We start from the raw sequence: 13,487 nt of genomic DNA on the forward strand, positions 1-13,487 counted from the left end.
ACAAAAAACCCCGGTCTTTCGACCAGGGTCTTTGCTATCGGATCAAAGTAGCCAGTGGCTTGCTTTGTGCTTCAAGGCGTTCAGTGGGCCTTGAGGCAGATATGGCGCAGCGGACGGGACTCGAACCCGCGACCCCCGGCGTGACAGGCCGGTATTCTAACCGACTGAACTACCGCTGCGTATCGCTTGACCAGTTGCGCGTAAAACCTCAACTGTCTTTAAACATCTGACCGATCAGCCTTGGCTGTTCAATCTCAAGCCCGACGAATCAGACCTGTAAAATATGGCGCAGCGGACGGGACTCGAACCCGCGACCCCCGGCGTGACAGGCCGGTATTCTAACCGACTGAACTACCGCTGCGCGTCGGTGCAACCTTTAACGTTGCGTCTTGCCCTGGAGCAAAACTCTCAAGAAGTGGTGGGTGATGACGGGATCGAACCGCCGACCCTCTGCTTGTAAGGCAGATGCTCTCCCAGCTGAGCTAATCACCCTTTGCTTCGTGAGGCCGCGAAATTTACGCAGGTAGCGGACCTAAGTCAATAGCCTGCTTGAAGTTTTTCTAAAAAAACCAAAACAGCGTCAAGACCACCCTACTCGCTGTAAATCATCTTCTTGCTCATGCCGCCGTCCACCACGAACTCCTGCCCGGTGACAAACCCGGCCTGGCGCGACAGCAGCCACGCGACCATCGCCGCCACATCCTCGACCGTGCCGACCCGGCCCGCGGGATGCTGGGCATGATCGGCATCGGTCAGCGGCTCGGCACGTCGTACGGCCGGGTCACGCGCATCGATCCAGCCCGGGCTGACGGCATTCACACGGACCTCCGGCCCGAGACTGATCGCCAATGCATGGGTCAGGGCCAACAGGCCGCCCTTGCTCGCCGCATAGGCCTCGCTGTCCGGCTCCGATTGACGGGCACGGGTCGAGGCCAAGTTGACGATGGCCCCACCGTGGGCGCGCAGATACGGCGCACAGTGCTTGGCCAGCAGCATGGGCCCGCTGAGGTTCACCGCCAGCACGCGATTCCAATACGCCAGGTCGAGACTTTCCAGAGTGATATTGTGCGGGTCGGCCACGGCCGCATTGCACACCAGCCCATCCAGGCGACCAAACTGCCCGAGCACTTCAGCGACACCCTGGGCGACTTGTTTCTCGTCCGCCACGTCCATGGTGATAAACCACGCGTTGTCGCCCAGCACCTTGGACACCTTGGCACCGCGCTCGCGATCGAGGTCGGTCAACACCACCTGCCAACCTTCACTGATCAACCACGCCGCGATCCCGAGGCCAATGCCCCGTGCCGCGCCCGTTACCAGCGCGACGCGCCCGTTAGTCGCCGCGGCAGCTTCCAGGGACCACTCGATCACAAGGCCGCCAACCCGCGGGCCAGGTCGGCCTGCAAATCAGCCACGTCTTCCAGGCCCACCGCGACGCGGATCAGGCTGTCGCGAATACCCGCCGCCTCACGTTCCTGCGGCGCCAGGCGGCCATGAGAAGTGGTGCTTGGGTGGGTAATCGTGGTTTTGCTGTCGCCCAGGTTGGCGGTGATGGAGATCAGGCGCGTGGCATCGATAAAGCGCCAGGCGCCCTCCTTGCCACCCTTCACCTCAAAGCTCACCACCGCACCGAAGCCACGCTGCTGGCGCTGGGCCAATTCGTGTTGCGGGTGGCTTTTGAGCCCGGCGTAGTGGACCTTCTCGATACCGTCCTGCTGCTCCAGCCACTCGGCCAGGGCCTGGGCATTGGCGCAATGGGCCTTCATGCGCAGGCCGAGGGTTTCCAGGCCCTTGAGGAAGATCCAGGCGTTGAACGGGCTCAGGGTCGGGCCGGCGGTGCGCAAGAAGCCCACCACTTCCTTCATCTGCTCGCTGCGCCCCGCCACCACACCGCCCATGCAACGACCCTGGCCGTCGATGAACTTGGTGGCCGAGTGCACCACAATATCCGCGCCCAGCTTCAGCGGCTGCTGCAAGGCCGGCGTGCAGAAGCAGTTATCCACCACCAGCATGGCGCCCTTGGCGTGAGCCACTTCGGACAAGGCGGCGATATCCACCAGCTCGGCCAACGGGTTGGACGGCGATTCGACGAACAGCAAGCGGGTATTGGCCTTGATCGCCGCATCCCAGCCGGACAGGTCCGCCAGAGGCACGTAATCCACCTCGATACCGAAGCGCTTGAAGTACTTCTCGAACAGGCTGATGGTCGAACCAAACACACTGCGCGACACCAGCACGTGGTCGCCGGCGCTGCACAGGCTCATCACCACCGCCAGGATCGCCGCCATGCCGGTTGCCGTGGCCACCGCCTGCTCGGCGCCTTCCAGGGCCGCGATACGCTCTTCGAACGCACGCACGGTCGGGTTGGTGTAACGCGAGTAAACGTTACCCGGCACTTCACCGGCAAAGCGCGCAGCGGCATCGGCCGCGGTGCGGAATACATAGCTGGAGGTGAAGAACATCGGGTCGCCGTGCTCACCTTCCGGGGTACGGTGCTGGCCGGCGCGCACAGCCAGGGTATCGAAAGCTACGCCATCGAGGTCGCTGTCCAACCGACCGGCATCCCATTCCTGACTCATGCTGCCACTCCTTACTTGAATGCTTTATTTAACATACAAAACCGGCCCCTCAGGGCCGGTGTTTACTCAGTTGTTGTACAGATCGATGATCGCGCTGACCGCTTGGGTCTTGATCTTCGAGGAGTCGTTACGCGCCTGCTCGATCTTGTTCAGGTAGGCCTCGTCGACGTCACCGGTCACATATTTGCCGTCGAATACCGCGCAGTCGAATTGCTCGATCTTGATCTTGCCGCCACCGACCGCTTCGATCAGGTCCGGCAGGTCCTGATAGATCAGCCAATCGGCGCCGATCAGGTCGGCCACGTCCTGGGTGGTGCGGTTGTGCGCGATCAACTCGTGGGCGCTCGGCATGTCGATACCGTACACGTTCGGGTAACGCACGGCAGGCGCCGCGGAACAGAAGTACACGTTCTTCGCGCCGGCTTCGCGGGCCATCTGGATGATCTGCTTGCACGTGGTGCCGCGTACGATGGAGTCATCCACCAGCATCACGTTCTTGCCGCGAAATTCCAGTTCGATGGCGTTGAGCTTCTGGCGCACCGACTTCTTGCGCGCTGCCTGGCCGGGCATGATGAAGGTACGACCGATGTAGCGGTTCTTGACGAAACCTTCGCGAAACTTGACGCCCAGGTGGTTCGCCAGCTCCAGCGCGGCGGTGCGGCTGGTGTCCGGAATCGGGATTACCACGTCGATATCGTGCTCGGGACGCTCACGCAGAATCTTGTCGGCCAGCTTCTCACCCATGCGCAGGCGCGCCTTGTATACCGACACACCGTCGATGATCGAATCCGGACGCGCCAGGTAGACGTGTTCGAAGATGCACGGGGTGAGGGTCGGCGCCACGGCGCACTGACGGGTGTGCAATTTGCCATCTTCGGTGATGTACACCGCTTCGCCCGGCGCGAGGTCGCGGATCAGGGTAAAGCCGAGCACGTCCAGGGACACGCTTTCGGAAGCGATCATGTACTCGACACCTTCGTCGGTGTGACGCTGGCCGAACACGATCGGACGGATGCCATGCGGGTCGCGGAAACCGACGATGCCGTAACCGGTGATCATCGCCACCACGGCGTAACCACCGACGCAACGGTTGTGCACGTCGATTACGGCGGCGAACACGTCTTCTTCGGTCGGCTGCAGCTTGCCGCGCTGGGCCAGCTCATGAGCGAACACGTTGAGCAGCACTTCCGAGTCGGAGCTGGTGTTGACGTGGCGCAGGTCAGATTCGTAAATCTCCTTGGCCAGCTGTTCAACGTTGGTCAGGTTGCCGTTATGCGCCAGGGTGATGCCGTAAGGCGAGTTGACGTAGAACGGTTGAGCTTCGGCCGAGGTCGAGCTACCGGCAGTCGGGTAACGCACATGGCCAATGCCCATGTGTCCGACCAGGCGCTGCATGTGACGCTGATGAAACACGTCACGCACCAGGCCATTGTCCTTGCGCAGGAATAACCGGCCGTCGTGGCTGGTCACAATACCGGCAGCGTCCTGGCCGCGGTGCTGGAGGACGGTTAGCGCGTCATACAGCGCCTGATTGACGTTCGACTTACCGACGATACCGACGATGCCACACATGCGACGCAACCCCTACTTAATGAATCTTGACTGAACACAGCTTACTGAGGCGTTTTGGCCGGCAAGAGGTGTTCCTTGAACGGAAGATCAGCGGGTACGCTGATTCCGCTGGCCAGCCACTGACTGCTCCACCCCAGAATGAGGTTCTTGGACCAATCTGCAACCAATAGAAATTTTGGCACGAGTACCGACTCCTGCCACCACGAATCCTGCTGTACCGGCCCCAGGCTCAACAGCCCGACCGCCACGACCACCAGCAACGCGCCACGCGCGGCGCCGAAGGCCATGCCGAGAAATCGATCGGTCCCTTCGATGCCGGTGACACGTATCAACTCGCCAATCAGATAATTGACCATTGCTCCCACCAGCAGCGTGGCGATGAACATGATGGCGCAGCCCGCAATGACGCGAGCCGAAGGTGTCTCGATGTATCCGCTCAGATAGACCGACAGCGAGCCACCGAACATCCAGGCGACGACTCCTGCAATGATCCAGGTCAGCAACGACAGTGCTTCTTTTACGAAGCCGCGGCTTAGACTGATCAACGCGGAGATGGCGACGATGGCGACGATCGCCCAATCAACCCAGGTAAATGGCACGTTTGAGCCTACGGACAGATAAGGCGGCGCATTTTAGCAGAGCGCCGGGCTATCGGTAAGCTGTGATTGCGGCTGCTTTGCAAATCAGTAGTTTGTGGCGAGCCAATCGCGTTTCAACCCCCACCACAAATCAATGTAGGCTCAGCCGCGCTCAGGCTGGAACCGGGTCACGAACCCTTTCAGGCTCTGCTGACGATCCAGCAAATCGCGCAGGCGGTCCGCCTCGGCACGTTCGATCAGCGGCCCGATAAACACGCGGTTCTTGCCGTCGGCACTGCGGATGTAAGCGTTATACCCCTGGGCACGCAGCTTCTTCTGCAACGCGTCGGCCCCTTCGCGATTGCCCAGGCTGGCCACCTGGATCGACCAACTGATCGGCAAGCCATTCGGGTCGATGCGGCTCTGCCCGACATCCGGCTTGCCCGGCGCGGCGGGTTGCGGCGCGACCGGCTTGGGCGCAGGTGCCGGCGCGGCAGGCTTGGCGGCAACGGCTGGCACGGGCTTGACCACCGGCACGCTTGGCTGAACCGGCATCGACGGCGCCTGTTGCGCAGCCACCTCCTCATCGCTCGGTACCGGCTCTTCCTGCGGCAATGCCTGAGGCTCCGGCACTACGACCGGTTCAATCTGCACTTGCGGCACGGCGGGAGCCTGAGGCGCAGCCGGCGCTTCAACAACGACCTGGCGCTCTTCGTCCTGGCGAGAAAACAGCATGGGCAAAAAAATCACCGCCAGCGCCACCAGAACCAGGGCTCCGACCATCCGCTGCTTGTATGCGCTATCCAGTAATGCCATGTGCAGCTTCCTCCGTGGAGCGCCGGGCCAACCATTCAAGCGCCTCGGCAACACAATAAAATGACCCGAACAACAGGATTTCGTCCTCGGCCGTCGCGACCGCGCATTGCGCCTCAAGGGCGGCACTCACGCTTGCATACGACGTCACGGGCGCCCCAAGGTTCTGCAACACTGCCTCCAGCTCCAACGCCGGACGGCTGCGCGGAGTGCCCAGCGGTGCCACCGCCCACGTCTGGACACTGCCGAGCAACGGCGCAACCACGCCTTCCAGGTCCTTGTCCGCCAGCAACCCGAACACCGCCAGACGACGACCGGCCGGCGGCGTGCGTGACAGACGCTGCGCCAGGTATTGCGCCGCATGGGGGTTGTGCCCCACATCCAGCAACAGGTTCAGGCGCTTGCCTTCCCACTCGAATGCACGACGGTCCAGACGCCCCACAACACGGGTCGCCAGCAAGGTCGCGGCAATCTGTTCGGCATTCCACGGCAGATCCAGCAACAGATAGGCCTGCAGCGCGAGCGCGGCGTTTTCCATCGGCAGGTTCAGCAGCGGCAAATCGCGCAGCTCAACTGTCTGCCCACGCGCATCACGCCCGCGCCACTGCCAGTGCTGTTCGCCAATCTCAAGCCTGAATTCGCGCCCGCGCAGGAAGAACGGGCAATCCAGCGCACGCACCTTGTCCAGCAAGGGTTGCGGCGGGTCCAGGTCACCGCACAGCGCAGGCTTGCCCTGGCGGAAGATTCCGGCTTTTTCGTAGGCAACGGACTCGCGGGTATTGCCCAGGTAGTCGGCGTGGTCCACGCCAATACTGGTGACCAACGCCAGGTCGGCATCCACCACGTTGACCGTGTCCAGACGCCCGCCCAGGCCTACCTCCAGCACCACCACGTCCAGTTGCGCACGTTCGAACAGCCAGAACGCCGCCAGGGTGCCCATCTCGAAGTAAGTCAGGGACGTGTCGCCGCGCCCCGCATCCAGCGCGGCGAAGGCTTCGCAGAGCTGCTCGTCGGTGGCTTCGATGCCATTGAGCTGCACCCGCTCGTTGTAGCGCAGCAGGTGCGGCGAGCTGTAAACGCCGACGCTCAGCCCCTGGGCCTGCAGCAACGCGGCGACAAAGGCGCAGGTAGAGCCTTTGCCGTTGGTGCCGGTCACCGTGATCACACGCGGCGCCGGACGGCCCAACCCGAGGCGGGCCGCTACCTGTTGCGAGCGCTCCAGGCCCATGTCGATGGCGGACGGATGCAACTGCTCAAGGTAGGCGAGCCATTCGCCCAGGGTACGCTGGGTCATAGGTTCGCAGGCACCGGCGGCACAACGATCGGCTCGACTTTAGGCGCGACGTACACAGGCGTCGGCAGGCCCATCATTTGCGCCAGCAGGTTACCCAGGCGTGGACGCAGCTCGCCACGCGGGATGATCAGGTCGATGGCACCGTGCCCCAGCAGGAACTCGCTGCGCTGGAAGCCTTCGGGCAGTTTTTCACGCACGGTCTGCTCGATGACGCGCGGGCCGGCAAAGCCGATCAGGGCCTTTGGCTCGCCAACGATCACGTCACCCAGCATCGCCAGGCTGGCGGAAACGCCGCCGTAGACCGGGTCGGTCAGCACGGAAATGAACGGGATACCTTCTTCGCGCAGACGCGCCAGCACCGCGGAGGTCTTGGCCATTTGCATCAGGGAGATCAGGGCTTCCTGCATACGCGCACCACCGGAGGCGGCGAAGCAGATCATCGGGCAACGGTTTTCCAACGCGTAGTTGGCGGCGCGCACAAAGCGCTCGCCGACGATGGCCCCCATGGAACCGCCCATGAAGGAGAACTCGAACGCCGACACCACCACCGGCATACCCAGCAGCTTGCCACTGACCGAGATCAACGCATCCTTCTCACCGGTCTGCTTTTGCGCAGCGCTCAGACGATCCTTGTACTTCTTGCCGTCGCGAAACTTGAGGCGGTCAACCGGTTCCAGGTCAGCGCCCAGCTCGTTACGGCCGTCGGCATCGAGGAAAATATCGATACGCGCGCGGGCGCCAATACGCATGTGATGGTTGCACTTGGGGCAAACGTCCAGGGTCTTTTCCAGCTCCGGACGGTACAGCACCGCGTCGCAGGATGGGCATTTGTGCCACAGACCTTCAGGAACCGAGCTTTTTTTCACCTCGGAACGCATGATCGAAGGGATCAGTTTGTCTACTAACCAGTTGCTCATGCTTTCTTTCTCCAGTACCGGTGGCTTGAACACAGCCCCGCGTATGCCCTTGAGCTAAATTCATATGTGGCGATGACGCGGGCTGGACGGGGTCAGACGTTCGACCTGCCATTTCCAGCCTGCATCCTCAGCCTTCCAGACAACCTGCCAACGCAGGGTTGCCACTTCGTTTCCGGCACACCCACAGGCGGCACCGGGCTGTTTTACACAGTGGTAGTTATGGACGGCGGCAGACTGCCAGCCGTCACATCCCGCCACGGCTGTTGCGCACGGCCTGCATGAACGCGCGAATCTTGCTGTGATCCTTGATGCCCTTGCCCTGCTCCACCCCGCCGCTGACATCCACGGCATAGGGACGAACCTGCTCGATGGCCGCCGCGACATTCGCCGGGTTGAGGCCGCCGGCCAGGATGATCGGCGCGCTCAGCCCCTCGGGGATCAGCGACCAGTCAAACGCTTCACCGGTACCGCCGGGTACGCCTTCGACGTAGGTGTCGAGCAGAATCCCACGTGCCCCGGCATAGGCGGCACAGGCGGCAGCGATGTCATCCCCGGCCTTGACGCGCAGCGCCTTGATGTACGGGCGCTGGTAACTTTCACAGTCTTCCGGGGTTTCGTCGCCGTGGAACTGCAGCATGTCCAGCGGTACGGCATCCAGGGTTTCGTTGAGTTCGCAACGGCTGGCGTTGACGAACAAGCCCACCGTGGTGACGAACGGCGGCAATGCCTTGATGATCGCCCGCGCCTGCAGTACGTTCACCGCACGCGGACTCTTGGCATAAAACACCAGGCCAATGGCGTCCGCCCCCGCCTCGACTGCCGCCAGCGCGTCTTCTATGCGGGTAATCCCGCAAATCTTGCTGCGAACGGCTGACATGTCGTAGAAGCCTCAGGGTTTGGCCGAGAAAGTCCCGGATGGTAACAAAAGCTATTCCGGGCGTCAGCCGCCAAGTTCGCTGAAACCGGTAAGGAAGTGTGGCCCGATAAAACGGTCCGGCAGTTCGAACTCGTCGCGGTACTCCACATCCACCAGATACAGCCCGAACGGATGCGCGGTGACGCCGCCGGTGCGGCGGATGCGGCTTTCCAGCACTTCCCTGGCCCAGTCCACCGGGCGCTCGCCGGTGCCGATGGTCATCAGCACCCCGGCAATGTTGCGCACCATATGGTGCAGGAACGCGCCGGCACGGATGTCCAGCACGATCATCTTGCCGTGACGGGTCACACGCAGGTGATGGACTTCCTTGATCGGCGATTTGGCCTGGCACTGGCCGGCACGGAAGGCACTGAAATCATGCACCCCCACCAGGTGCTGCGCGGCTTCGGCCATGCGCTCGGCGTCCAGCGGGCGGTGGTTCCAGGTGATTTCTTCGTTGAGGTGCGCCGGGCGGATCTGGTCGTTGTAGATCACATAGCGGTAGCGCCGGGCGATCGCCTTGAAGCGCGCATGAAAATGCGCCGGCATGACCTTGGCCCAGCTGACGCTGACGTCATGGGGCAAGTTGATATTCGCGCCCATGACCCACGCCTTCATCGTGCGTTCGGCCTGGGTGTCAAAGTGCACCACCTGGCCACACGCATGGACGCCAGCATCGGTACGCCCGGCGCACATCAGCGAAACCGACGAATCAGCAACCTTGGACAGGGCCTTTTCCAGGGTTTCCTGCACCGTGGGCACGCCCGACGCCTGGCGCTGCCAGCCACGATAGCGCGAGCCTTTGTATTCCACGCCCAGGGCGATGCGGTAAAAGCCGGCGGCCGCCATTTCGGCGGCCGGGTTATCTAAATTTGCCAAGAATTGAGAGCCTGATGAGTTGCGCAAAGGCGGCCATTATAAGGCGACAGGTGCGTTGCGCGCGCTTTTGTTATGGATTGACGCATACCAATGTGGGAGGGGCTTGCTCCAGCCGTTAGATTCTGCCGAGCATTTCCTTGGCTTCGCCGCGCTGCACCTCATCGCCCTCGATCAGCACTTCGGCCAGGATGTCTTTCGCGCCATCCGCATCGCCCATATCGATATAGGCCTGGGCCAGGTCCAGCTTGGTGGCGACTTCATTGGTACCGGAGAGGAAGTCGAACTCCGGCTCATCATCGCCCAACGCCGCGTCTTCAGCGGTGAAGGATGGCTCAAGGGCAGGGTTTTCCAGGTTCTGGGACAGGCGATCCAGCTCGGCGTTGACGTCATCCAGCTCCGACGCGAAGGCATCGGGCTTGGCGGCAGCTTGCGGCTCGTCAGCCAGGGACAGATCGAAATCCTCCGGCAGGTCAAAGTCGTCCAGGGCGGCAGGCGTGAGGGTCGGCGGCTCGACGGCCGGCACGTCCTTCATCTGCTCTTCCAGCCCGGAAAGGAAGTCGTCATCCGATTGTGCCGAGGCCGGCGCATCCAATTGCAGGTCAAGATCGAAGTCAGACAGGTCCTCTTCCGGGCCCGCCTTGGCGTCTGTCTGTTGCTGCAACAACGCGGCAAAGGTCTGTTCATCGTCCAGGCTGGCCGGCGACGCCGCTTCCAGTTCATCCAGGCTCAAATCAAAATCAGTGTCGAACGTGTCGAGCTCAGGGGCCGGTGCAGCCGGCTTGTCCTCCAGCAGTTCCTTGACGTATTGAGCGTCCAGGGCGGCCGCGGCCACTGCCGCACTGACACCTGCCGCCAATACGGCCATGGCCGGGAAGCGACTCTTGAGCTGTTCGACCTGCGCATGGTTTTCACCATTGGCCACCAGTTGACGCTCCTGGGTGACAAAGCCGTCCTTGTCGTTCTGCAGGCCGTAGACCTCCATCAGTTTCAAACGCAGGTCGCTGCGCTTGGGCTCTTGCTTGATCGCCTGTTCCAGCACATCGGCGGCCTGGTTCAGGTGGCCACGGTCGATATGGGACTGGGCTTGCGCCAGCGCGTCATTGGCGTTGACCGGGGCCACGGCGACGGCCAGCGGCGCCAGCACCGACGCAACGGTCGGTACAACCGCGGCGGGCGCGACCACCGGTGCAGGGACGGGAGCGGCTGCCAGCTTGACGTTCGGCGGCGGTACTTCGAGGCCTTCGAAGCTGTCCGACGGCAGGTCCTGGTCGATGCTCGAGCTGAACACCGGTTCTTCGGCCAGCGCACGCGCCATGCGCAAATGTTTCTCCTCCTCGCGGCGCGCGTTGCGATGGCGCGCCCACAGGAGCAGGAGCAGCAACACCAGCAGGCCCGCCGCACCGCCAATGACCCCCAGCACAACCGGGTTGGTCAGCAGTTCGTTGAACTTGCCTTCGGTGGTGTCCGTGGCTGCAACCGGCTTGGCAGGCTCCGGCGCTGGCGCAACCGGGGTCGGCGTGGCTGCCGGTTCAGCGGGGGCTGCCGGGGTGGCTGCCGGATCGCTGGCCAACTGTGCGGGCATCGCCGCCGTGGCCTGCGCTGCCGGGTCGGCTTTTTCTGCCTGCAAACGCGCCAGTTGATCGTTCTTCAGTTGAATCAGCTTTTGCAGCTTGTCCAACTGGCTTTGCAAATCTGCCGCGCGGCTCTTGAGTTCTTCGTTGTCACGACGGGTGGTGTCCAGCTGCTCCTGGGTCATTGCCAGTTTGTCGCTCAAAACCTGGCTGTCACCCGCCTTGCCTTTACCCCCCTTCTTGGCCGCCTCGGCCGAGACCAGGCTCAAATTGTCCTTGGCATTGGTGCTCGCCGGCGCGTCACCCGCCTGGGTACGCTTGGTGGCGTCCAATTGCTGCTTGCCCGCCGTCTGGCTGTTGGCGGAGCGACGCCCCTGGCGCCAGGCCTCGTTTTGCGCGCGCACTTCGGCAATCGCCTGGGGTTGCGGCAGTGCGGTGCTCTGTACGGTATCCGGCAGGCGCAGCACCTGGCCGGTCTTCAGGCGGTTGATATTGCCGCCGACAAACGCACCAGGATTCAGCGCCTGGATAGCCAACATGGTTTGCTGCACCGAGCCGCCATTGCGGTGTTTTTCGGCAATTTCCCACAGGGTGTCGCGGGCGGTGGTGGTGTGCTGGGCCGAGGTGCTCGTCGCGGGCGCGCTCAGGCGTGGGGCCGGCGCAGCGGTGGTCGGGGCCTGCTGGTCGAACTTGGCCGGGTCGAGCAGCACGCTGTAGTCACGCATCAGACGGCCATTGGGCCACTGCACCTGAAGCAGGAAGCGCACGTAGGAATCGGGCAGCGGCTTGCTGGAGGTGACACGCACCACGCTGCGACCGTTGGGGTTGATGATCGGGGTAAACGTCAAGTCATTGAGAAATGCCTGGCGATCCACACCCGCATCCACAAACGCCTGGGATGAGGCCAGGCTGGGGGTGATCTCGGAAGCGCTGAGGCCGCCGACATCGAGCAATTCGATTTCCACCGCCAACGGCTGGTTCAACTTCGACTTGAGGGTCATTTCCCCCAGTTGAAGCGCCTGCGCCATACCGGAGGACAGCGCCGAGGCGGCCGCTATTGCTAACACCAGTTTGCGAACTTGAACCATAGCCTCATCCTTTGTCTGAACACTCCCCGGCCTGCGAGAAGGTTGGTAACCGCTTGCCATAAGGCATGGCGAGCCGATAGGTCACCGACACGCAACTGTTCCTGCTTGGGGCCAAGCATAGCGCCTGGTTAGAATCAATCTACAAATTGCCGCCAAGTATCTTTTACACAAGGCGTTTTATCAACAACTGCGCCAGTTGCACGGCGTTAAGCGCCGAGCCTTTGCGTACGTTATCTGACGTCAGCCACAGATTTAGTTCCGCCGGGTCATCCACGCCGGCACGCACCCGGCCAACATAGACCACATCCTGGCCCACCGCATCGCCCACCGCCGTTGGGTAATCCCCCGCCTCTACAAGCTCTATGCCGGGCGCGGCGTCGAGTACGCGGTTGACGGCGGCCAGGTCGACCGGCGCGTCCAATTGCAACGACACAGTCAGGCTATCGCCAAAAAACACCGGAGCTTGAACGCATGTTGCTGAAATCTTTAGCAAAGGAGTGTCCAACACGGCACGCAGTTCGTGTATCAGACGTTTCTCCAAGTCTGTATGACCTTGGGCATCCGGCGTGCCGACTTGTGCCAGCAGGTTGAAAGCCATCTGCCGATCGAAGAACTGTGGCTCCAGCGGACGCACATTCAACAGCTCGGCAGTCTGACGGGCCAGTTCACCGACCGCTTCGCGACCCAGGGCCGACACTGCGAGGTTCGCGGTCACGCTGACCCGCTGAATCTCCAGCAAACCGCGCAACGGCGCCAGCACCACCGCCAGGTTGGTCGCGGACGGGCTTGGGCTGCCGAGCTGGAACGGTTTTTTCAGACCGTCAAGGACATGCGCATTGGCTTCCGGCACCACTTGAAGCGCCTGGTCGGCGGGCAACGCGCCGGACAAATCGATCACCGAGCAACCCGCCGCCGTGGCCCGTGGCGCAAAGCTCAGGGTTACCGCAGGGCCCGCAGCGAAGAACGCCAGTTGCGCCTTGCTGAAGTCGAACTCATCGACTTCCTTGACCCGCACATTCTTGCCGCGAAACGGCACCGACGCGCCGGCGGAGTTGCTGCCCGCCAGCAGGTACAGGGTGCCCACCGGGAATTCCAGCTCTTCGAGAATCTGCACCAGGGTTTCGCCAACCGTGCCGGTGGCGCCGATCACGGCAATTTCAAAGGTCTGGGTCATGGGTCTGCCTCGGGCATTACGGGGGGAGCGGCACTTTACCGGGTGGCTGGGGGTGAGGCAATTAACCTGGGCTTGTGGGGTGGCTGAAGGCGCTATCGGGGGCCCG

General features: G+C 62.5%; 11 protein-coding genes and 3 tRNA genes. All 14 read right to left on the bottom strand.

What is annotated here, in order from left to right; translation table 11 throughout:
* Nucleotides 1-102: 102 nt before the first annotated feature.
* The 14 genes from PSH66_RS19820 to PSH66_RS19885 all read right to left on the bottom strand — a co-directional run bounded on the left by PSH66_RS19820 (nt 103) and on the right by PSH66_RS19885 (nt 13,381).
* Nucleotides 103-179 (bottom strand) — tRNA-Asp (locus PSH66_RS19820).
* Between the two features lie 105 nt (nt 180-284).
* Nucleotides 285-361, bottom strand: a tRNA-Asp gene (locus PSH66_RS19825).
* A 55-nt stretch (nt 362-416) separates the two neighbouring features.
* Nucleotides 417-492, bottom strand: a tRNA-Val gene (locus tag PSH66_RS19830).
* 99 nt (nt 493-591) lie between these two features.
* The gene (locus PSH66_RS19835; RefSeq protein WP_078825488.1) at nt 592-1,356 is read right to left on the bottom strand and encodes an SDR family oxidoreductase; all 765 of its coding nucleotides are present in this window, start codon (nt 1,354-1,356) and stop codon (nt 592-594) included.
* A gap of 11 nt (nt 1,357-1,367) precedes the next feature.
* Nucleotides 1,368-2,579: an O-succinylhomoserine sulfhydrylase gene (locus PSH66_RS19840; RefSeq protein WP_078825435.1), complete on the bottom strand. Its 1,212-nt coding sequence runs from the start codon at nt 2,577-2,579 to the stop codon at nt 1,368-1,370.
* Nucleotides 2,580-2,645: 66 nt separating this feature from the next.
* Nucleotides 2,646-4,151 carry an amidophosphoribosyltransferase gene (gene purF, locus PSH66_RS19845; RefSeq protein ID WP_003175086.1) on the bottom strand — a complete coding sequence of 502 codons (1,506 nt, stop codon included), beginning with the start codon at nt 4,149-4,151 and terminating at the stop codon, nt 2,646-2,648.
* Between the two features lie 41 nt (nt 4,152-4,192).
* The gene (locus tag PSH66_RS19850; RefSeq protein WP_003175087.1) at nt 4,193-4,750 is read right to left on the bottom strand and encodes a CvpA family protein; all 558 of its coding nucleotides are present in this window, start codon (nt 4,748-4,750) and stop codon (nt 4,193-4,195) included.
* A gap of 141 nt (nt 4,751-4,891) precedes the next feature.
* Nucleotides 4,892-5,545 carry an SPOR domain-containing protein gene (locus PSH66_RS19855; RefSeq protein WP_305427495.1) on the bottom strand — a complete coding sequence of 218 codons (654 nt, stop codon included), beginning with the start codon at nt 5,543-5,545 and terminating at the stop codon, nt 4,892-4,894.
* Entirely contained in the window at nt 5,529-6,836 is a 1,308-nt protein-coding gene (gene folC / locus PSH66_RS19860) for a bifunctional tetrahydrofolate synthase/dihydrofolate synthase (RefSeq protein WP_305427496.1), read from the bottom strand. The genes PSH66_RS19855 and folC overlap by 17 nt, the downstream gene beginning before the upstream one ends.
* On the bottom strand, nt 6,833-7,753 hold the full coding sequence (accD, locus tag PSH66_RS19865) for an acetyl-CoA carboxylase, carboxyltransferase subunit beta (protein ID WP_305427497.1): 921 nt from the start codon (nt 7,751-7,753) through the stop codon (nt 6,833-6,835). The genes folC and accD overlap by 4 nt, the downstream gene beginning before the upstream one ends.
* Nucleotides 7,754-7,997: 244 nt before the next feature.
* The gene (locus PSH66_RS19870; RefSeq protein WP_003175092.1) at nt 7,998-8,630 is read right to left on the bottom strand and encodes a phosphoribosylanthranilate isomerase; all 633 of its coding nucleotides are present in this window, start codon (nt 8,628-8,630) and stop codon (nt 7,998-8,000) included.
* A 63-nt stretch (nt 8,631-8,693) separates the two neighbouring features.
* Nucleotides 8,694-9,518 carry a tRNA pseudouridine(38-40) synthase TruA gene (gene truA / locus PSH66_RS19875; protein WP_042945019.1) on the bottom strand — a complete coding sequence of 275 codons (825 nt, stop codon included), beginning with the start codon at nt 9,516-9,518 and terminating at the stop codon, nt 8,694-8,696.
* Between the two features lie 145 nt (nt 9,519-9,663).
* Nucleotides 9,664-12,207 carry a FimV/HubP family polar landmark protein gene (locus PSH66_RS19880; protein ID WP_305427498.1) on the bottom strand — a complete coding sequence of 848 codons (2,544 nt, stop codon included), beginning with the start codon at nt 12,205-12,207 and terminating at the stop codon, nt 9,664-9,666.
* A 163-nt stretch (nt 12,208-12,370) separates the two neighbouring features.
* Entirely contained in the window at nt 12,371-13,381 is a 1,011-nt protein-coding gene (locus tag PSH66_RS19885) for an aspartate-semialdehyde dehydrogenase (RefSeq protein ID WP_305427499.1), read from the bottom strand.
* Nucleotides 13,382-13,487: the final 106 nt, after the last annotated feature.

It is taken from the genome of Pseudomonas sp. FP597 (genome assembly GCF_030687435.1).
GTDB classification, from domain to species: Bacteria; Pseudomonadota; Gammaproteobacteria; order Pseudomonadales; family Pseudomonadaceae; genus Aquipseudomonas; species Aquipseudomonas lactucae.